Annotated in this window: 19 protein-coding genes and 1 tRNA gene; 6 read left to right on the forward strand and 14 right to left on the reverse strand. The window is 62.4% G+C overall.

Features of this window, described 5'->3' with window-relative positions:
- Nucleotides 1–18 precede the first annotated feature (18 nt).
- Complete coding sequence (locus tag F3H95_RS01385; RefSeq protein ID WP_149744673.1) at nucleotides 19–408, forward strand: hypothetical protein; 390 nt, start codon at nucleotides 19–21, stop codon at nucleotides 406–408.
- 36 nt (nucleotides 409–444) lie between these two features.
- Here the strand turns inward: F3H95_RS01385 and era are convergent, their stop codons facing one another.
- The 8 genes from era to rpoZ all read right to left on the reverse strand — a co-directional run bounded on the left by era (nucleotide 445) and on the right by rpoZ (nucleotide 7,067).
- Nucleotides 445–1,386 carry a GTPase Era gene (gene era, locus F3H95_RS01390; protein WP_143125287.1) on the reverse strand — a complete coding sequence of 314 codons (942 nt, stop codon included), beginning with the start codon at nucleotides 1,384–1,386 and terminating at the stop codon, nucleotides 445–447.
- A gap of 9 nt (nucleotides 1,387–1,395) precedes the next feature.
- On the reverse strand, nucleotides 1,396–2,112 hold the full coding sequence (rnc, locus tag F3H95_RS01395) for a ribonuclease III (protein ID WP_143125307.1): 717 nt from the start codon (nucleotides 2,110–2,112) through the stop codon (nucleotides 1,396–1,398).
- Nucleotides 2,109–2,855 (reverse strand): signal peptidase I, encoded by a 747-nt coding sequence (lepB, locus tag F3H95_RS01400; RefSeq protein ID WP_143125286.1) that lies wholly within the window; start codon nucleotides 2,853–2,855, stop codon nucleotides 2,109–2,111. The genes rnc and lepB overlap by 4 nt, the downstream gene beginning before the upstream one ends.
- Before the next feature lie 84 nt (nucleotides 2,856–2,939).
- Nucleotides 2,940–3,338 carry a holo-ACP synthase gene (acpS, locus tag F3H95_RS01405; RefSeq protein ID WP_149744674.1) on the reverse strand — a complete coding sequence of 133 codons (399 nt, stop codon included), beginning with the start codon at nucleotides 3,336–3,338 and terminating at the stop codon, nucleotides 2,940–2,942.
- A gap of 33 nt (nucleotides 3,339–3,371) precedes the next feature.
- Nucleotides 3,372–3,878 (reverse strand): DUF2062 domain-containing protein, encoded by a 507-nt coding sequence (locus F3H95_RS01410; protein WP_188134259.1) that lies wholly within the window; start codon nucleotides 3,876–3,878, stop codon nucleotides 3,372–3,374.
- Between the two features lie 142 nt (nucleotides 3,879–4,020).
- The gene (locus F3H95_RS01415; RefSeq protein WP_143125283.1) at nucleotides 4,021–4,173 is read right to left on the reverse strand and encodes a DUF3563 family protein; all 153 of its coding nucleotides are present in this window, start codon (nucleotides 4,171–4,173) and stop codon (nucleotides 4,021–4,023) included.
- Between the two features lie 133 nt (nucleotides 4,174–4,306).
- A complete protein-coding gene (locus F3H95_RS01420; RefSeq protein ID WP_149744676.1) occupies nucleotides 4,307–6,535 on the reverse strand; it encodes a bifunctional (p)ppGpp synthetase/guanosine-3',5'-bis(diphosphate) 3'-pyrophosphohydrolase in 2,229 nt (742 codons plus the stop codon).
- A 118-nt stretch (nucleotides 6,536–6,653) separates the two neighbouring features.
- Nucleotides 6,654–7,067, reverse strand: coding sequence for a DNA-directed RNA polymerase subunit omega (gene rpoZ / locus F3H95_RS01425; protein ID WP_143125281.1), 414 nt, complete (start codon nucleotides 7,065–7,067; stop codon nucleotides 6,654–6,656).
- Nucleotides 7,068–7,351: 284 nt separating this feature from the next.
- Between rpoZ and F3H95_RS01430 the strand changes: the two genes are divergently transcribed.
- The 3 genes from F3H95_RS01430 (at nucleotide 7,352) to F3H95_RS01440 (ending at nucleotide 9,617) form a co-directional block, all read left to right on the forward strand.
- A complete protein-coding gene (locus tag F3H95_RS01430) occupies nucleotides 7,352–7,930 on the forward strand; it encodes an NYN domain-containing protein (protein WP_143125280.1) in 579 nt (192 codons plus the stop codon).
- A gap of 129 nt (nucleotides 7,931–8,059) precedes the next feature.
- On the forward strand, nucleotides 8,060–9,145 hold the full coding sequence (locus tag F3H95_RS01435; protein ID WP_149744677.1) for a trifunctional transcriptional activator/DNA repair protein Ada/methylated-DNA--[protein]-cysteine S-methyltransferase: 1,086 nt from the start codon (nucleotides 8,060–8,062) through the stop codon (nucleotides 9,143–9,145).
- A gap of 175 nt (nucleotides 9,146–9,320) precedes the next feature.
- Nucleotides 9,321–9,617, forward strand: coding sequence for a hypothetical protein (locus F3H95_RS01440; protein ID WP_149744678.1), 297 nt, complete (start codon nucleotides 9,321–9,323; stop codon nucleotides 9,615–9,617).
- Nucleotides 9,618–9,698: 81 nt separating this feature from the next.
- Here F3H95_RS01440 and smpB read toward each other — a convergent pair whose 3' ends face one another.
- Both smpB and dapA read right to left on the reverse strand, forming a co-directional pair.
- Nucleotides 9,699–10,175: an SsrA-binding protein SmpB gene (gene smpB, locus F3H95_RS01445; RefSeq protein ID WP_143125277.1), complete on the reverse strand. Its 477-nt coding sequence runs from the start codon at nucleotides 10,173–10,175 to the stop codon at nucleotides 9,699–9,701.
- A 142-nt stretch (nucleotides 10,176–10,317) separates the two neighbouring features.
- Entirely contained in the window at nucleotides 10,318–11,202 is an 885-nt protein-coding gene (dapA, locus tag F3H95_RS01450; RefSeq protein ID WP_143125276.1) for a 4-hydroxy-tetrahydrodipicolinate synthase, read from the reverse strand.
- 218 nt (nucleotides 11,203–11,420) lie between these two features.
- Between dapA and F3H95_RS01455 the strand changes: the two genes are divergently transcribed.
- Both F3H95_RS01455 and F3H95_RS01460 read left to right on the forward strand, forming a co-directional pair.
- Nucleotides 11,421–13,493, forward strand: coding sequence for a lytic transglycosylase domain-containing protein (locus F3H95_RS01455; protein WP_149744679.1), 2,073 nt, complete (start codon nucleotides 11,421–11,423; stop codon nucleotides 13,491–13,493).
- A 73-nt stretch (nucleotides 13,494–13,566) separates the two neighbouring features.
- Nucleotides 13,567–14,460 carry an alpha/beta hydrolase gene (locus F3H95_RS01460; protein WP_149744680.1) on the forward strand — a complete coding sequence of 298 codons (894 nt, stop codon included), beginning with the start codon at nucleotides 13,567–13,569 and terminating at the stop codon, nucleotides 14,458–14,460.
- Between the two features lie 81 nt (nucleotides 14,461–14,541).
- Here the strand turns inward: F3H95_RS01460 and F3H95_RS01465 are convergent, their stop codons facing one another.
- From F3H95_RS01465 to F3H95_RS01480, 4 genes are all read right to left on the reverse strand, one after another.
- On the reverse strand, nucleotides 14,542–15,552 hold the full coding sequence (locus tag F3H95_RS01465) for a porin (protein WP_149744681.1): 1,011 nt from the start codon (nucleotides 15,550–15,552) through the stop codon (nucleotides 14,542–14,544).
- Between the two features lie 630 nt (nucleotides 15,553–16,182).
- Complete coding sequence (locus F3H95_RS01470) at nucleotides 16,183–17,193, reverse strand: porin (protein WP_149744682.1); 1,011 nt, start codon at nucleotides 17,191–17,193, stop codon at nucleotides 16,183–16,185.
- A 411-nt stretch (nucleotides 17,194–17,604) separates the two neighbouring features.
- A tRNA-Ser gene (locus tag F3H95_RS01475) sits at nucleotides 17,605–17,695 on the reverse strand.
- Nucleotides 17,696–17,812: 117 nt separating this feature from the next.
- On the reverse strand, nucleotides 17,813–19,030 hold the full coding sequence (locus F3H95_RS01480; protein WP_149744683.1) for an FAD-dependent oxidoreductase: 1,218 nt from the start codon (nucleotides 19,028–19,030) through the stop codon (nucleotides 17,813–17,815).
- Nucleotides 19,031–19,240 lie beyond the last annotated feature (210 nt).

Here is a 19,240-nt window from a genome sequence, read left to right on the forward strand (position 1 = left end):
ATCAATTCCGGAGATGCCATGCGACACGTCCTCCTCGCCACCGCCCTTATCACCGTTCCCGTCACGAACCTCACCGCGGCCCCCGCCGCCGCCCAGTCACCGGAACTGGAACAGGCCTGCATTACCGTGGCCAAGAACTTCCTGCTGACACCCGCGCTGAAGACCGGGATGGTGCAGTCCTTCCCGGAACTGGACCCGCCCGGCGCCCGACTGACCTATTCCACGCGCGACAAGCCGGAGGCAACGGACTTCACGGACCAGATCGAATGCAGCTTCGAACGGGCCACCGCCCCATTCGGCCTGACGCGCTTCTGTGTATCCGACACCTGCTATTCCGCGAGCGAGGAGAAACCGGAGCATCGCCGCCGCTTCGAGGAAATGAAGGCGCTGCTCGCACGCCAGAAATAGCGCGCGGGCCGCTGCCCGGCCGACAAAGGCCGGGCTTCAGCCCTTCGGGAATTCCAGGCCCATTTCGCGGAACCGTTCGGGATCATCGCCCCAGTTCTCGCGCACCTTCACGAACAGGAAGAGGTGCACGGGCTGTTCGAGGATTTCCGAGAGTTCCTTGCGTGAGGCGGTGGAAATCGCCTTGATCGCCTCGCCGCCCTTGCCGAGCGCGATCTTCTTCTGGCTGTCGCGCTCCACATAGATCACCTGTTCGATGCGCACGGAGCCATCCTTGCGCTCTTCCCACTTCTCCGTCTCGACATGGGAGGAATAGGGAAGCTCCTGATGCAGGCGCAGAAACAGTTTTTCACGGGTAATTTCGGCGGCCAGCTGACGCATCGGCAGGTCGGAAATCTGGTCCTCCGGGTAGTACCAGGGACCTTCCGGCAGTTCGGCGGCCAGATAATCGAGCAGATCCTTGCAGCCGGATCCTGTCGTCGCCGAAATCATGAAGGTACGCTCGAACCGCACGGCCTCGTTGGCCGCAGCGGCAAGCTTCAACAGATCCTCCGGCTTTACCCGGTCGATCTTGTTCAAGACCAGGATCTTCGGCTGGTGGACCTCTTTCAGGCCCTCCAGGATCGCTTCCGCATCGCCGCGAATGCCACGTTCGCTGTCGATCAGAAGCATGATCAGGTCGGCATCCTTGGCGCCGCCCCAGGCGGAGGTGACCATGGCACGATCGAGCCTGCGGCGCGGCTTGAAGATGCCGGGCGTATCCATGAACACGATCTGCGCGTTGTCGTGGATCGCGATGCCGCGCACGATGGCGCGCGTCGTCTGCACCTTGTGGCTGACGATCGACACCTTGGCGCCCACCAGGCGGTTCACCAGCGTCGATTTGCCGGCATTGGTCGCGCCGATCAGGGCCACGAAGCCGGATCGCGTGGAGATTGCCGCGTCTTCAGGCGAGCCGGCCATGTTGTCGTCTTCGGTCATAAAGGTCCTTCAATTGGCGGCAGGCTTCGGCCAGACGCCCTCACGTTCAAGCAGTTTCGTCGCGGCCACCTGCTCGGCAGCGCGCTTGGACCGGTCAACGCCGGTTTCCGGGGCCACGCCCTCCACCTCCACCGTCACGGTGAAGCGCGGGTCGTGATCGGGGCCGGAACGGTCATCCACCCGGTAGACCGGCGTGGTGCCGAACCGGGCGTGCGACCATTCCTGCAACTCGGTCTTGGCGTCCCGGCGGGCCGCATCGGCATGTATAGCACGCTTTTCCCAGTGGCGCAGGATGAAGCGACGCGCAACCTCCAGCCCTCCATCGAGATAAAGCGCGGCGATCAGGCTTTCCACCACGTCGGCGCGCACGTTCATCATGCGCTTGCCGGTCAGTTTCTTCACGTCGGCGCCGGTGCGGATGAACTCGTGGATGCCGAGTTCGTCGGCAATGCCGGCACAGCTTTCGGCGCTCACCAACTGGTTCAGCCGGACCGAAAGCTCACCTTCCGTCGCATTGCGGAAGGTCTTGAACAGAAGTTCGGCGACGCAGAGCCCGAGCACGCGATCGCCCAGGAATTCCAGGCGTTCGTAATTGGCGTTCTTGGCGCTTCCCGTGCTGGCATGGGTCAGCGCCCGGTCGAGCCACTGCTTGTCCGAGAAGACATGCCCGATCACGGTTTCCAACCGGGCGCGCTCGTCTGCGGATAGCGTTGCGGCCTTCATCAGTCGACCACCTTGAACAGCCGGTCCCAGCGCATGTTGGCGGGCCACTTCCAGATCTCGCGGAAGGAAGTGTCGTTGCCGAGCGAGAAGAAGATCACGCTGGCGCGACCCACGATGTTTTCTGCCGGCACATAACCCACGTCGAAGCGGCTATCGAGCGAATTGTCGCGGTTGTCGCCCATGAAGAAGTAGTGGCCTTCGGGCACGATGAATTCACGCGTGTTGTCGCCGCGGGAATTCGGTACCTGGTCAAGCGTGTCATAGGTCTTGCCATTGTCCAGCGTCTCGCGGAACACCGGAACGTCCGAGCCGGGATCGAGGCGGTAATCGGAGGTGAAGCTGCCATCGGCGAGCTTCGGCACGGCCTTGCCATTGATATGCAGCACGCCGTCGATCATCTGCACGCGGTCACCCGGCAGGCCGATCAGGCGCTTGATATAGTCGACGTCCGGATCGCTCGGCAGGCGGAAGACGATCACGTCGCCGCGCTTCGGCTCGGAAAACTCCAGGATGCGGCCGGAAAACAGGTTCGGCGACAGCGGCAGCGAATATTTCGAGAAGCCGTAGGCGAACTTGTTGACGAAGATGTAGTCGCCGACGAGCAGGGTCGGCATCATCGAGCCGGAGGGGATGGTGAAGGGCTGGAACAGCACGGTGCGGATGACCATGGCCAGCAGCAGTGCCTGAATGATGACCTTGATGTTTTCCCAGAGGGCGTTCGGCTTCTTGTCGACTTGTTCGGACACGTGCACGTCTTTCGTTTTCCGCGTTTTGCGCTTCTCTAAACTCTTCCCCGGACCTCGGCAATGGCCTTGGCCGGCCCCCGCCGGTCAGAGCGGCCGCGCCTCGATGACCACGAAGGCCTGCGCATAGGGGAATTCGTCGGTGATGGTGAGGTGAATGACGGCTTCATGCCCCGCCGGCATCAGGGCAGCCAGCCGCTCGCCCGCGCCGCCGGTCAAGACCATGGTGGGCTTGCCGCCCGGCAGGTTGACGACGCCCATGTCCTTCCAGAACACGCCCTGGGCCAGCCCCGTGCCGAGCGCCTTCGAACAGGCCTCCTTGGCGGCGAAGCGCTTGGCATAGGAGGCCGCGCGCATCTTGCGCCCGTCGGATTTGCGCCGCTCGGTCTCGGTGAAACAGCGATGCGTGAACCGCTCGCCGAAGCGCTCTATCGATTTCTCGACCCGCCGGATATCGATCAGGTCGCTGCCCATGCCGATGATCATGCCGTTCCTCTTCGTTGGCTGACCCAATCTGTGTCAGACACGACTGCCCTTGTCGACCGGCCTTGCGGCGGCACGACGCGCCGCAAGCCTTGCGGCTCGCGCGGCGCGATACTTCCTGATGCCGACAAACGTGGCGAGATAACAGCAGAGACCGCTCACGATTGCGGGAGGAAGAGCACCGAGCGTCAGGGGCTCGAACAGCGGATGCCAGAGTTCGGCCACATGCAGGCCTTCCAGCTGTCGCACCAGGGCTGCGGCCGTGGCGCCGGAATCGGGCGCGCGGTCCAGCATGCGATGGCCGATCTGCCAGGTCAGCGGCAGGATGAGCGGAATGGTCAGCGGATTGCTGAAGGCGGTTCCAAGCGTCGCGGCGACAAGGCTGCCGCGCAACAGAAAGGCGGCAGCAAGCGCAATGGCGATGTGAAAACCGAAAAAGGGCGTCCAGGCAGACATCACCCCGACGGCGAAACCGATCGCCACCGCATGCGGCGAACCGGTCAGCCTCACGGCCCTTGCCCTCATGTAGCGCAGGGAACGCAAGGGGCTTCTGCGTCTCCTGTGTCTCAGCTCGCGCCGTCCGGCGGGTCGAGCATGTCGTGCAAAGAACAGGCGATCCAAAACCGTCATGGCCATCTACCGGCCTTCCGATGCATGGACGCCCGGGGCGTCTCGGTCGCCCCGATCAGATGACCTTGCGGAACAGACCGCGATCAACCTGGCGCATGCGGTATTCCAGTTCGATGGCATCATGCGATTCATTCAGATAAGCCATTTCCCGTTCCTGAAGGGTCGGAGCGCGAAGGGCGCGGGCGAAAGTACGAAGCGGCTTGAACATGTTTGCCTCCTAATGTTGCGATGCACAAGATATAGTTCATGCAACGCTTCGGCACCAACGCAGCCTTCCGCTGTCAGCCATGCATTGGATGCATGGCACCACGACTCTTCCCGATGCCATGCTTAACAAATGTTCAATCGTAGAGGCGCTTGACCGTGGAAATGCAGTCCAGCTCCTTCAACTGGGCGAGGAGCTGGTTCAACTGCCTGAGATCCCAGACCTCCACCTCCAGCTGGAGTTCGGAGAAATCTGTGGCGACGCGGCCCATGGTCAAGACGCGGATGTTGATATCGAGGCGCGCGATCGTCTGGGCGACCTTGGCGAGCGTTCCCGGCTCGTTCAGCGCATTGATCACCAGCCTTGCGGCAAAGCGGGACTTGTTCGCCTCGTCCAGATCCCAGCGCACGTCGATCCAGCGTTCCGGCTGGTCATCGAACTTCTGCAGGGCAGACGCCTGGATCGGATAGATGGTGATGCCCGTGCCCTCTTCCATGATGCCGACGATACGGTCACCCGGCACGGCGCCGGAGGGGGAGAAGCGGACTTCCAGATTGCTGGCAAGACCGCGGATCGGCAGGGGCTCGGGTCCGCCCGCCTCTCCCGCCGGTTTTGCCGCCGTCTTTTCGCCGCCCGGCAGACGGAACATCATGCCGGAGGCGGTCGGCATGTTGAACCAGCCTTGGTCGGCGGCCGGCTTGATGGTGGTGCGTTCGTCCTTGAAATCCGGGAAGACGGCCTTCAGCACATCGAGCGAGGACAGTTCGCCGCGTCCGACGGCGGCGATCGCATCCTCGACCTCCTTCTGGCCAAGGCGGAACAGCGCCGGCTTCAGGATATCGCGGGAAAACTCCTTGCCGGCCCGCTCGAAGGTGCGTTCCAGAATGCGATGGCCAAGGCCGGCATACTGCTTGCGGATCGCCATGCGGGTGGCGCGGCGGATGGCGGCGCGCGCCTTGCCGGTAACGACGATCTCTTCCCAGGCCGCCGGCGGGACCTGTACGCCGGAGCGGATGATCTCCACCTCGTCGCCATTGCTGAGCCGGGTGACGAGCGGCATGATCCGCCCGTTGATCTTGGCGCCGACCGTGGTGTCACCGATATTGGTGTGGACGGCATAGGCAAAATCGATGGGAGTGGCACCGCGCGGCAGCGCGATCAGCTTGCCTTTCGGCGTGAAGCAGAACACCTGGTCCTGGAAGAGTTCGAGCTTGGTGTGCTCGAGGAATTCTTCGGGGCTGTCACCCTCGGCCAGCGCCTCGATGGTATGGCGCAGCCAGGAATAGGCATTGCTTTCCTTCGACAGAAGCTCGCCGCCCTCCCCGGTCTCGCCGTCCTTGTAGAGACTGTGGGCGGCAATGCCGTATTCGGCGATCTCGTGCATGCGCCGCGTGCGGATCTGCAGTTCGATGCGCTGGCGCGACGGACCGACGATCGTTGTGTGGATCGAACGGTAATCGTTCTGCTTTGGCGTCGAGATATAATCCTTGAAGCGACCTGGCACCACGCGCCAGCGCGTATGGACGATGCCAAGCGCCCGGTAGCAGGCGGGAATATCGTCGACGATCAGCCGGAAGCCGTAGACATCGGACAACTGCTCGAAGGACAGCGACTTCGACTGCATCTTGCGGAAGACGGAATAGGGCTTCTTCTGCCGGCCCTTGACGGCAGCATTCTGCAGGCCGTTGGCGATCAGAAGATCGCGCAGCTCGTCCTCGATCTTGGTGATGAGGTTTTCGTTGCGCGCCGAAAGCTCCGCCAGCCGCTTGGTGACGGTCTCGTAGGCCTCCGGATTCATGTAGCGGAAGGACAGGTCCTCCAGCTCCTCACGCATGTCCTGCATGCCCATGCGGCCGGCGAGCGGCGCATAGATTTCCATGGTCTCTTCGGAAATGCGGGCCCGCTTGTCGTCGCGCATATGCTCAAGCGTGCGCATGTTGTGCAGGCGGTCGGCGAGCTTCACGAGCAGCACGCGCACGTCGTCGGAAATGGCCAGCAGCAGCTTGCGCAGGTTTTCCGCCTGCTTGGCCTTCTTCGAGACAAGGTCGAGACGCTTGAGCTTGGTCAGCCCCTCGACGAGGCGACCGATATCCTCGCCGAACAGTTCGTCGATCTCGGCGCGGGTGGCGGTGGTATCCTCGATCGTGTCGTGCAGCAGGGCGACTGCGATGGTGGACTCGTCGAGATGCATTTCGGTGAGGATGGCGGCAACTTCCAGCGGGTGGGAAATGTAGGGGTCGCCGCTGGCGCGCTTCTGCTTGCCATGCTTCTGCATGGCATAGACATAGGCCTTGTTGAGGAGAGCTTCATTCGCGTCGGGCTTGTACTTCTGAACCCGCTCGACGAGCTCGTATTGCCGCATCATGCTTCCGAAGACCCTTCCAACACCCAGAAAAAGAAAAGGAGCGCCAACCCGGAGATTGACGCTGCCGATATGCAAGACACAAGGCCCTTAAGGCGAGATCCTTGACGATTGGTAATCGTCAGTAGTCGTCGCTCTTTTCCGGCGGCACCAGACCTTCGATACCAGCCAGCAGTTCCTCTTCCGACATCTGGTCGAAAGTAAGGGTTTCCGGCAGATCGTCCTCGTCCAGAACCTTTTCGGCGCTGGCAGCCGCACCGGCATTGGCGGCAATGAGGGTCGAGGGATCGGGCTCCGGCTCGTCCACTTCCACATGCTTCTGCAGCGAGTGGATCAGGTCTTCCTTCAGATCGTCGGGCGAGAGCGTCTCGTCGGCGATCTCGCGCAGGGCAACGACGGGATTCTTGTCGTTGTCGCGATCAACCGTGATCGCAGCACCCTGGGAAATCTGGCGGGCGCGATGGCTGGCAAGCAGGACCAGCTCGAAACGGTTATCGACTTTGTCGATGCAATCTTCTACTGTGACACGGGCCATTGCCTGTCCTTTACGATCGGTATTTCGAGGATTAGAACGCCCGATACAGGCAAAGGGGCGGGAATTCAAGTTTTTCCTCACCCGGCCTTGCCGAGGGCCCCATATGCGACCAATTCCCTAGGGAAAACGCCGTCAAACCGCTTGGAGTTGAATCAATCGTGCATTAAATACTTTCAATATGAATATATGATAAAATACCACAGCCCGCTGCAGACGCAAGCGGGGTTCCCGGGAAGGGAGGGAACCGGGAAAGCGAAATATTTTCAGAATGGATGGAGGAAACAATGTTTGATCCACGCGAAAAAATTGCCCTTTTTATCGACGGCGCCAATCTCTACGCCGCCTCCAAGAGCCTCGGCTTCGACATCGACTACCGCAAGCTTCTGAAGGCCTTTCAGAAGCGCGGCTACCTCCTGCGCGCCTATTATTATACCGCGCTGATCGAGGATCAGGAATATTCGTCGATCCGCCCGCTGATCGACTGGCTGGACTACAACGGCTACAAGGTCGTGACCAAGCCGGCGAAGGAGTTCACCGATTCCATGGGCCGCCGCAAGGTGAAGGGTAACATGGACATCGAGCTGGCCATCGATGCCATGGAACAGTCCGAAACGGTGGACCATCTGGTGCTGTTCTCCGGCGACGGCGACTTTACCACGCTGGTGGAAGCCTTGCAGCGCAAGGGCCGCAAGGTCTCCGTCGTGTCGACCATGGCAACCCAGCCGCCGATGATCGCAGACGATCTGCGCCGCCAGTCGGATCATTTCATCGATCTGATTTCGCTGAAGGCCGAGATCGGTCGCGATCCGTCAGAACGCGTACAGCGCGTGGTGGAACCGGTTTCAGATCCGGCGGACGCCTGAGACAGGCGCAAGCGGCACCGCAGAGAGGTTGGGAGGCTTTCGCGGTGCTGCCTGCACATTTCGGGCTTCATCAAAATGCACGCCCGTTTTTCGGCGCCGGAACGAGCCAAGACCTCGTATGGTCGATGCATGCTGACCTTACGACCTTCCGACGACACGCTTTACCAGGCCCTTCTTGACCGCGACGCGGCCTATGATGGCTTTGCCTATGTGTGCGTTACCTCGACCCGCATCTTCTGCCGCTTCACCTGCGCGGCGCGCAAGCCGCGCCGCGAAAACTGCCGTTTTGAAACGAGCATCGCCGATTGCCTGACGGCTGGATACCGCCCCTGCAAGCGCTGCACGCCGATGCTGCGCTATGGCGACGGTGACCCAACCATCGCGACCCTGCTGGCAGCCCTCGACGCAGAACCCGACCGGCGCTGGAGCGAACAGCATCTGATTGCCCTCGGCCACGATCCCTCCACCGTGCGCCGCGCCTTCAAGCGACGATTCGGGATGAGCTTTCTGGAGCTTGCCCGACAGCGCCGCCTGAGCCAGGCCGTAAACACCCTCAATGCCGGTGCACCGGTCATCGCGGCACAGCTGGATGCGGGCTTCGAATCCGGCAGCGGGTTTCGCCACGCCATCACGCAGCGACTGGGCGCCGCACCCCGCCAGTTGAAAGACCAGAGGCTGCTGAAGGCCGACTGGATCGAAACACCGATCGGACCGATGCTGGCGGTGGTCTGCGACCATGCCCTTCACCTTCTGGAATTTGCCGATCGCCCGGCCCTGCCGACGGAACTCAAGCGGCTGCAGGAACGCGGACGCTGTGGCATCATCATGGGTCGGACAGGCGTGACGGATACGGTCGAGGCGGAGCTTGCGGCCTATTTTGCCGGCCACGCCTCGGACTTCACGGTGCGGATCGGCGGACACGGCACACCCTTCGAGCGCGAGGTCTGGCAGGCGCTCAGCCAGATACCGGCGGGGCAGCGCCGCAGCTATTCCGCGGTGGCGCGCGATCTCGACCGGCAGAGCGCCGTGCGCGCCGTCGCTCGCGCCAATGGCGCGAACCAGATTGCCATCCTCATTCCCTGCCACCGGGTGATGGGCGCCGATGGCAGTCTGACGGGCTATGGCGGTGGCCTGTGGCGCAAGGAATGGCTTTTGCGCCATGAGCAGCGCTTTCAACAGGCGTCAAGCACGGCAGAAGTTCATCAGCTGCGCTGATCAATCGCATTCAGAACATTCACTGGACGAATGACTTCTTCTGCGACAGTTTGCCGCTCGCAGCAGAAGGCTGCCCATTTCACCCCGCAATCAACCTCCAGCCCCTTCGCCGTTTCTCCTCTGTCCTGCCGGCAGCGGAGCGACTTTTCTCGTGCCTCTTCGAAAGGACAGGACCATGCGCACGATCGACCGAGCCTCCGAATCCCTTCCCGCCAGCCCCATGCTGTCCGCCCGACGCCAGGGTTTTGCCGGGTTTCGCTGGATCGTGTCGTTCACCCGCCGTCTCCGCGGCGCCGGACGCAGGTTGAACCACGCGAGCGATCTGAACACCCACGCCCTGCGCGACATCGGGCTGGACGCGCTGGACTGTCCCTCCGGCAGCGGTCTCAGCCGGGCGGCGCGGCAGGATGCAAGGCTGAGCGAGGCGCGCCGGACGGCACTGATGTTCACCATGGGCATGGGCGGTCGCTGACCACCCCCATGATTGAAAACAGCCGCGACGCAAAGCGTGGCGGCTGTCTCGATCTATCAAAACAAAGGGAACCCGTGTCGGTCAGCCTGACTTCAGCAGGCGGCTCTTCTGGCGGTTCCAGTCACGCTCCTTCTCGGATTCGCGCTTGTCATGCAGCTTCTTGCCCTTGGCGAGCGCCAGTTCCAGCTTGGCCCGCCCCTTCTCGTTGAAGTAGATCTTCAACGGCACCAGCGTCATGCCCTCGCGGTTGATGCCAGCCCGCAGACGGTTGATCTCGCGCTTCGACAGCAGCAGCTTGCGGCGACGGCGCGGCTCGTGATTGAAACGGTTGGCCTGCAGATATTCCGGCAGATGTGAATTGATCAGCCAGATCTCGTTATCTTCATCGGAGGCATAGGATTCGGCGATGTTCGCCTTGCCTTCGCGCAGCGACTTGACCTCGGTGCCGGTCAGCACCATGCCCGCTTCGTAGGTATCGATGATTTCATAGTTGAAGCGCGCCTTGCGGTTTTCCGCAACGATCTTGTTGACGACGCGCTGGCTGCCTTTGGGTGCCATGGAAGGTGGTTAACTCCGCCCTTTGAGGGTTCTCGTTGACAATCCGCCCTGAGGCGACGGTTCGACCGACCCAATGTAGTGTGCGCGATGCCCGAAGGGAAGCGGGGGCACCGAAACGCGCCGCCCACTGACCGGATCAAGCTCAGTTCAGCAGGCCGGCATGGCGCAGTGCCGCATCGATGGCGGCTTCGGTGGCGGGCTCCAGCGTGGAGAGGAGCGGCGAACGGGCGGCCCGGTTCATGCCGCGCACGCGGCTCAGGCCGTATTTCGCGCCGCAGACGCCGGGCTCCATGAAGATCGCCTTGTGCAGCGGCATCAAGCGGTCCTGGTATTCAAGCGCCCTGGCGTAATCCCCGGCCAGCGTCGCCTGCTGGAATTCCGCACAGAGCCGCGGCGCGACATTGGCGGTGACCGAAATGCAGCCGACGCCGCCATGGGCGTTGAAACCGAGCGCGGTGCCATCCTCGCCGGACAGCTGGATGAACTCCTTGCCGCAGCTCATGCGCTGCTCGGAGACGCGCTCCAGCTTGCCGGTCGCATCCTTCACGCCGACGATGTTCTTGTGCGCCTTCACAAGCGCCCCCATCGTTTCCGGCGACATGTCGATCACCGAACGCGGCGGAATGTTGTAGATGATGATCGGCAGGCTGACGGCCTCGGCAATCGCGCTGAAATGAGCGATCAGGCCCTTCTGCGTCGGCTTGTTGTAATAGGGGGTGACGACGAGGAGACCGTCGGCGCCCGCCTTTTCGGCATGCTGGGCCAGTTCGATCGCTTCGCGGGTGTTGTTGGAGCCTGCACCGGCAATCACGGGCACGCGCCCGGCGGCCACCTCGATGCAGATTTCGATGACGCGTTTGTGCTCGGCATGCGAGAGGGTGGGCGACTCCCCGGTGGTTCCAACCGGGACGAGCCCCGTCGAACCTTCTGCGATCTGCCATTCCACATGAGCGGCAAATGCCGCCTCATCGACCGCGCCCGCATCCGTAAACGGCGTGACCAGCGCGGGCATGGACCCCTTGAACATGCAAACACTCCCGAACGGCCCGCTTCATGCTTCGGCCGCATTCTCTGATACTGTGACGCGCACCATAGAGCGGCCCACAGACTGAAACAAGCAGGCTGTTTCCGGTTTCGCACCGGATCGTGATCAAAGAAATCGTGCAAGGACACGACTATGGTAAGCTTCCGTTAATCATCACTCCAGCTAATTGGGATGACAGTCTTTCTGGTGCGGGTTGTGGGATGAAGAAATCGTTCGTGATGGCCAGTATCGGGCTTTCGCTGTGCGCCGGGGTGCTATCTGCAGCACCATTGCCGGACGACGGCGCACCCGTGCCGCGCCCACGGCCGGTAGAACTGCAGCAGGTCGCCATGCCGACACCCGAGATTACCGGCGCCATTCCCCGCGCACCGGGAAACGGTGAAGCCGATACCTCCATCGCGGCGCTGAAGGCGGGGCTCGATCTTCTCTCCGACAACGATGCTGCCGGCGCGCTTGCCGTGCGCGACCGCCTGCCGCAAGGCTCGCTCGACCGGCATCTTCTGACCTGGGCGATCGTGACATCCGGCCTGCGCGACGTCCCCTCCGCCGAGATTGCCGCGGCCCAGCGCGACCTGCAGGGCTGGCCGGGCCTTTCCCGGCTGCGCGGCAATTCGGAGCGCGCCCTTTACCAGGAAAATCCGCCAGCACCGGATATTCTGGCCGCCTTTGGCCGCACCGTACCGGAAACGCCGCAGGGCGCCATCATTCTGGCCCGCGCGCTTGCCGCTACCGGCCGTGCCCCGCAGGCGGCATCAGTGCTGCGTCCCTTCTGGACCGGCCAGACGCTCGACAAGGATCTCGAGGATCGCATCCTGCAGGAGTTCGGACCGTTGTTGACCAGCACGGACCATCGCGCCCGCATGGATTTTCTGATGTATCGCAACCGCGTCTCGCAGGCAAAGCGCTTCGGGGACCTGGGGCGCGCCGCGCCGCTTTATGCCGCCTGGAGCGCGGTCGCAAGCCGCGCCAAGACGGCCGGCGCTCTGCTCGACAAGGCGGCCGCCAGGTGGGGGCGCGATCCGGCCTTCCTGTTTGCCCAGATCGAATTCCTGCGGCAGCAGGAGCGTTATGGCGAAGCAGCCGGCCTTCTGGCACGCGCACCGCAGGACCATGCCGAACAGGTGAATGCCACCGAATGGTGGAACGAGCGGCGCATCATTGCCCGTGGCCTGGCGGATCAGGGCGATTTTCGCAATGCCTACCGGCTGGTCGCAAACCACAATGCCAAGGCGACGGCAGATATCGTCGATGCCGAATTTCATGCCGGCTGGTATGCCCTGCGGGGGCTGAACGATCCGGAAACGGCCGAAACGCATTTCCAGCGAATCATCGACACCTCGTCGCGGCCGATGTCGGCCTCGCGCGGCTGGTACTGGCTTGGCCGGGCGGCGGAGCAAGGCGGCTCCGGCAAGGCCGCCGCGTTCTACGTCAAGGCCGCCGCCTATCCCGCCACCTTCTATGGACAGCTGGCCGCCGCACGCCTGAAGCGGAAGACGCTCGACGTCGCCTATCCGCAGCCAACGTCGGAAGATCGCCGCGATTTCCAGGCCCGCGAGGCCGTGCGCGCGATTGACAGGCTGGATGCCGCCGGCCATCCGGAACGGGCGGATGCGCTCTATCGCGCGCTGGGCGAGCAGCTAACGAGCCCGGGCGAACTGGCGATCCTGGCGGCCCGTGCCGAGCGCAACGGCAATCACGCCCTCTCCCTGCAGATCGGCAAGAGCGCTTTCAGCCGCGGCATCGATGTGGCCGCCCTCGCCTTCCCGGTCGGCGTCATTCCCGCCAGCGCCAACATCCAGGGCTCCGGCAAGGCGCTGGCCTATGCGATTGCCCGCCAGGAAAGCGCCTTCAATCCGGCGGCCGTTTCCGCAGCCGATGCCCGTGGCCTGCTGCAGATCCTGCCGGGCACGGCCAAAGGGGTCGCCAACCGACATGGCATGACCTTCACGCCCGCCCGGCTGACCTCGGACCCCGGATACAACGCCACGCTCGGTGCGCATTATCTCGGCGAACAGATCGACAGCTTTGGCGGCTCCTACATCCTCACCTTCATTGCCTACAATGCCGGGCCGAAGCGCGTGCCCGAATGGATCGCCCGCTATGGCGATCCGCGCGGCAAGTCGCTCGACGAGGTCGTGGACTGGATCGAGCGCATTCCCTTCCCGGAAACCCGCAACTACGTGCAGCGGGTGATGGAAAACTATCAGGTCTACAAGATCCGGCTGGGCCAGCAGGCCGATATCGAGGACGACCTGCGCTTCGGCCGCCGTTAATCCCCTCTGGCATTTTCCCCTGCCGCGCCCGGCTGCCTTGCGATAGGCTGCCTCCCGGACAAGGAGGAAGCCCATGGCAGACCACACCCAACACCACATCGCCGCGACCGATGGGACGCAGCTTGGCTATCGACTCTACGCTCCGGCGGCAGACGCTGCAGCATCGCCAAACACGCTGCCGGTCATCTGCCTGCCGGGCCTCACCCGCAACGCGCGCGACTTCCATCCGCTGGCGAAGCGGATCATCACCGATCCAAAGCGGCCAAGGTCTGTCGTTTGCATCGATTATCGCGGACGCGGTTCCTCCGGCCGGGCCATCGACAAGGCGAGCTATACCGTGGCAACGGAAGCGCAGGACGTGATGGCCGTGCTCGACCATCTCGCGATCGACCGCGCGCTGTTCATCGGCACCTCGCGCGGCGGACTGATTCTGCACGTTCTCGCCGCCCTCGCACCCGAACGGCTGGCAGCCATCGTATTCAACGACATCGGGCCGGAACTCGGCATCGAGGGCCTGCGTCAGATCCAGGACTATCTCAGGGCGCCGCGTCGTCTCGCGACCTGGATGGATGCCAGGGAGGACCTGAAGCGGGTGCATGGCGCAGCCTTCCCGTCCCTCAGCGAGACGGATTGGGCGGAAATGGCAGAATCGATCTACACGCAGGATGAGAACGGCATTGTGGCCGACTGCGATCCGGCCATCGCGGCTGCCTTTGCAGCTGCCGATCTGACGCCCCCCCTGCCCGCGCTCTGGGCGCAGTTCGACCAGTTTCCGGACATTCCGATGCTGGTGATTCGCGGCGAGCATTCACGGCTGCTGACCGCCGACACGGTGGCTGCGATGGCCGCGCGACGCCCTTCACTGCAAGCGGTTGTCGCGCCCGGCCAGGGACACGCACCTCTTCTTCACCGCCCGGAGATCGCCGCACCGCTCGGCGCGTTTCTTGCCAGCGCGATGCATGCTTGACCAAGGGGACAGTCGCGCAAAAAAAGCCCCAACGCAAAAAGGCCCGGCAATGCCGGGCCTTCGAGAGAGAGTTCGTTCGGATTAGAACGAGCGCTGCAGGCGGAAGAAGCCAGACCAGTAGCCGTCGCCGTTGTTCTGGTCGTCGCGGTCGGTGTACTGAGCGGAAACCTTGGCAGCAAAGCCCTTGGTGATGGCGTAATCGAGCGTTGCGCCAGCCTTCCAGCCGTTCTGGCCGCTGACCCAGCCGAGCTTGTCCCAATACTGGAAGCCCGGGGTAACGGAGAACTTGTCGGTGACCTTCAGCTCGTAGGAGGTGGCAACCGTCCATTCGCCAGCGCCGTAGTAGGCGTTGTTGCCGGAGGAGTAGATGCCGGCGAGGTTCAGGGTGCCCGGGCCAACCGGAGCCGTCACGATCAGACGAACAGCGCCTTCGCTGGCGTCAACGTCGTAACCGCCGAGCAGGGCAGCGTTGATCGAACCGATAGCAGCCGAAACCTGGCCTTCAACACCCCAGGTGTCGTTGTTGGTCGCGGTCGTGTTGTTCAGCTCGTCAACGAACAGGCCGGCCTTGATGGCGCCGAAGGTGTGCTCGTAACCGATCTGGTTGATGCGGTTGGAACCGAGGTCGTCGGTTTCGCCGGCAATATCGGTATCCCAGTAGTTGTAGCCGTAACCAGCGCGGAAGCCGCCGAGGGTCAGGAAGGCTTCGTCGATTTCGAGATTGCCGGAGGACGAGGAGTCACCCCAGGCGCGAACGGTGATGGTGCTGCCGAGAGCGCCGTATTCCGTGTCGGACTTGGTGTCGAAGGTCACGAGACCGCGGGTCTTGGCATTCCAGTTGCCGCCGGTGGCCGAAACGTTGTTCGAGTCGTTCAGCAGTTCGCTGGCATCAACCTGGAAGCGGACGTAACCGGAGATCTTCAGGCAGGTTTCAGAACCCGGGATGTAGAAATAACCGGCGCCGAACGCATCGCAAACGCGGACATATTCCATCGGCTCCGGTTCAGCAGCAACGATGGCGTCAGCTGCGTGGGCTGCCGCGCCAAAAGAAAGCGCTGCAACAGAGCTCAGTACGATAGCTCTCATGTTCATGTTTTTTCCTCGGGACTGATTTGGGACACCTCAGACACTATTGCCGCCTGAGTTGTCCAAACTAAACCACCGTTTTGCCCGCAGAGAAAATTAAAAACGCCCGGATTTCGGTTCCAGCAAACTCTCTACCCCGGCACTGTTGCGCTTTCGTGACATACGCCGCAGCGGCGGGCCAAATGGAGCGCAGCGGTGCCGTTTTTTTAGCCAAGCACTTAGAAAGCCTGCATTTTCCAGAAACATTGCAGCAATGTTGATGGCAAAAATCGGGCAGGATCTTTCGCCTCGGCCGGAACGAGTCGCCGAAGCACCCCCACCGGATTACGCCGAAGCGGCCGAATCGTTTCCTTCTGCGGCCGAACGGACGGGACAACGCGACTCGCAAACCGGCCGCCCGACCTCGTGCCACGCCGGCACAGGGGACAGTCCGCCGATTCGCGCACAGACCAAGGTCGCATGACAGCGTGTCGGCGGTACGGAACGGACCTCAGACGACGAGCAGTCGACGGCGGACGCGTCCGATTGCACGGCGGTCAGCGACAGGAAAGGAAAGACACGGGAAACGCCGCACGTACCTCCAAAACGAAAAAAGCCCGGCAAAGCCGGGCTTTCTCCCATTCGATCAAGATCGAATTAGAACGAACGCTGCAGGCGGAAGTAACCAGCCCAGTAGCCGTCGCCGTTGTTCTTGTCGTCGCGGTCCGTGTACTGAGCCGAAACCTTGGCAGCAAAGCCCTTGGTGATGGCGTAGTCTACAGCAACGCCGGCCTTCCAGCCGTTGGCGCTGTCGACGAAGCCGAGCTTGTCCCAGTACTGGAAGCCGGGGGTAACCTTGATCTTGTCGTTGATCTTGGCTTCGTAAGCGGCTGCGAATGCCCACTCGGAAGTCGAGAAGTATGCGTTGGTGCCGCTGGAGTAGACAACAGCGCCTTCGAGGGTGCCCGGGCCAACAGCGGCAGACAGGATACCGCGGATCGCGCCTTCTTCCTTGTCGACGTCGTAGCCGCCGAGCAGGTATGCCTTGACCGGGCCAAAGGCGCCGGAGATCTGGCCTTCAACACCCCAGGTGTCGTTGTTCGTGGCAGTGGTATTGTTCAGCTCGTCAACGAACAGGCCAGCCTTGATGGCGCCGAAGGTTGCTTCGTAACCGATCTGGTTGATGCGGTTGGAGCCGAGCGCGTCGGTTTCGCCAACGATGCCGTTATCCCAGTAGTTGTAGCCGTAACCAGCGCGGAAGCCGCCGAGGGTCAGGAACGCTTCGTCGATTTCGAGCGAAGACGAAGAGGACTGATCGCCCCAAGCGCGAACGGTGATGGTGCTGCCGAGAGCGCCGAGTTCCGTGTCAGACTTCGTTGCGAAGGTTACGAGACCGCGGGTCTTGGCATTCCAGTTGCCAGCCGTTGCAGAAACGTTGTCCGAGTCATTGAGCAGCTCGCTCATGTCGACCTGGAAACGGACGTAACCGCTGATCTTCAGGCAGGTTTCAGAACCCGGGATGTAGAAATAACCAGCGCCGAAAGCGTCGCAAACGCGAACGTATTCCATCGGTTCCGGCTCAGCGGCAACGATAGCGTCGGCAGCGTGAGCGCCGGATACTGCTGCGAGGGCAGCAGCGGAGCCGAGAAGAAGGCTCTTGATGTTCATAATGACCTCCAGTCAAGTTTCGTAAGGGTCTGGGTTTTTTGGCTGAAGGACAGCATTCCCTGCCCCATCCCCGTCGGTTCTTAGAAGACAGACGATCCACCGCCTCGCTTCTGATGGTGAACATACTAGAGCGCTTCGTTCATGCAATCGTGAACTGGATCGGTTTCGTTCCGATACACCCGCTTCCCCACCCCCCTGTTGCACAAACAGCACAGACGCAATGACCGGCCGTCCTGAATTTTACCTTTGGTTAAGAAGTGCAGGGAGAACGGGAAACTTACACGCCATGCAGGAAAGGTCGGCGCAGCAACGGAATCAGTATAGCGACGCCGAAACGATTCCATCGTGACTTGCGCACACTCCGCAGCATCCACTGAAATACTAATGAACGTTAAGATTATGTCTGGGGAGTGGCGGAGAGGAAGGGATTCGAACCCTCGATACGCTTTTGACGTATACTCCCTTAGCAGGGGAGCGCCTTCGACCACTCGGCCACCTCTCCGGTGCGGTGGTGATTATTGCGGACAGACGACGATTGCAAGGAATTTTGCACGCTTTCCCGCATTTCTCCGTGAAAAGAACCGAAATGCCCGCCATCGCGGGCATTGCCCCCGGCATATCAGGCCAGAAGCACCTTCAGGTCGGCGGCGGAATCAGCCAGAATCGCCCGCTCCGGCGTGCGTCCGAGATCGAGCAGCTTCTTGCCGGTCACATAGGCCTTGGCATCGTTGACGGCATCGACGGCGATGAAGCGTCCGGCCCTGAAATACCAGACCGAGGCCGCGCCGTCCCGGGCGCCCGGCCGCACCAGTGTCTCGTCATAGCCCTGATTGAGGCCGGCGATCTGCAGCTTCACGTCATACTGGTCCGACCAGAACCAGGGCTTGGGCACGTAGGCAACCGGTTCGCCGCGAATCGCAAGCGCGGCCGATTCGGCCTGGTCCACCGCATTCTGTACCGATTCGAGTCGCACCCGCCCTTCCCCGTAAGGCAGCTCCGTGCAGTCGCCGACCGCATAGATCGCCGGATCGGAGGTACGACCGTAGGCATCCACGATCACGCCATTCGCGACATCAAGACCGGCAGCCTTGGCCAGCTGGTCATTGGCAGTGACGCCGATGCCGACGATGACGAGATCGACATCGAGCATGCTGCCATCGGAAAGCTCGGCACCGCAGACATGGCCGTCGCGGCCGATCAGGCGGGCCAGACCGGTCGATTCGCGGATGGTGACCCCATGCCTTGCGTGCACCCCGCGCAGGATATCGGCCGTTTCCGACGCCGCGACCCGCTTCAGGATGCGGTCGGCCATCTCGATGAGGGTGACCTCGAGCCCCCGGTGGCGTGCGACCGCCGCCGCTTCCAGGCCGATATAGCCGCCGCCGATGATGAGAACACGCCGCCCCGACAGCAATGCGCCGGAGAGATGATCGGCATCGCGCTTGTCGCGCATCACGTGGACGCCAGCGAGATCGCCGCCGAGCGCTGCCGGCAGGGTGCGGGGCGTGGCCCCGGTCGCCAGCACCAGCGTGCCATAAGGAAGAAGAGTGCCGTCCTGCAGGCGCACAGTGCAGGCCGCACGGTCGATCTCCTCGGCAAAGGTGGCAAGCCGCAGATCAACACCGTTTTCCTGGTACCAGGCCTCGGGACGCAGCAGCAGCCGGGAAAACTCCATCTCGCCCAGCAGATACTTCTTTGAGAGTGGCGGCCGCTGATAGGGCGGCACGGATTCGGCGCTGACCAGAGTGATCGGTCGCTCGTCCTTCAGCGCCCGCAGCTTGGCCGAAAGCGCGAAGGCAGCCTGACCGCCACCAATGATCACGATATTGTCCGACACGCCCGCCACTCCCTCGTCCAGTCCGCGGCTTTCCATCACGCCCGCAACAGAGCGCTTCCACGGCGCTCTTCTCCGGTCCGTGGGTAACGCCGCGGACTGATCGGGTCAACAGCATCCCCGCCGCGCTCCCGACATGCGACAAAATCGCGGTGATCGCTTGCATTTTATCGTCCGGCTTCAGGAAGCGTCATATCTATAAGGTCAGACTGA

This window comes from Rhizobium sp. RU35A, from assembly GCF_900156005.1.
Classification (GTDB): Bacteria; Pseudomonadota; Alphaproteobacteria; order Rhizobiales; family Rhizobiaceae; genus Neorhizobium; species Neorhizobium straminoryzae.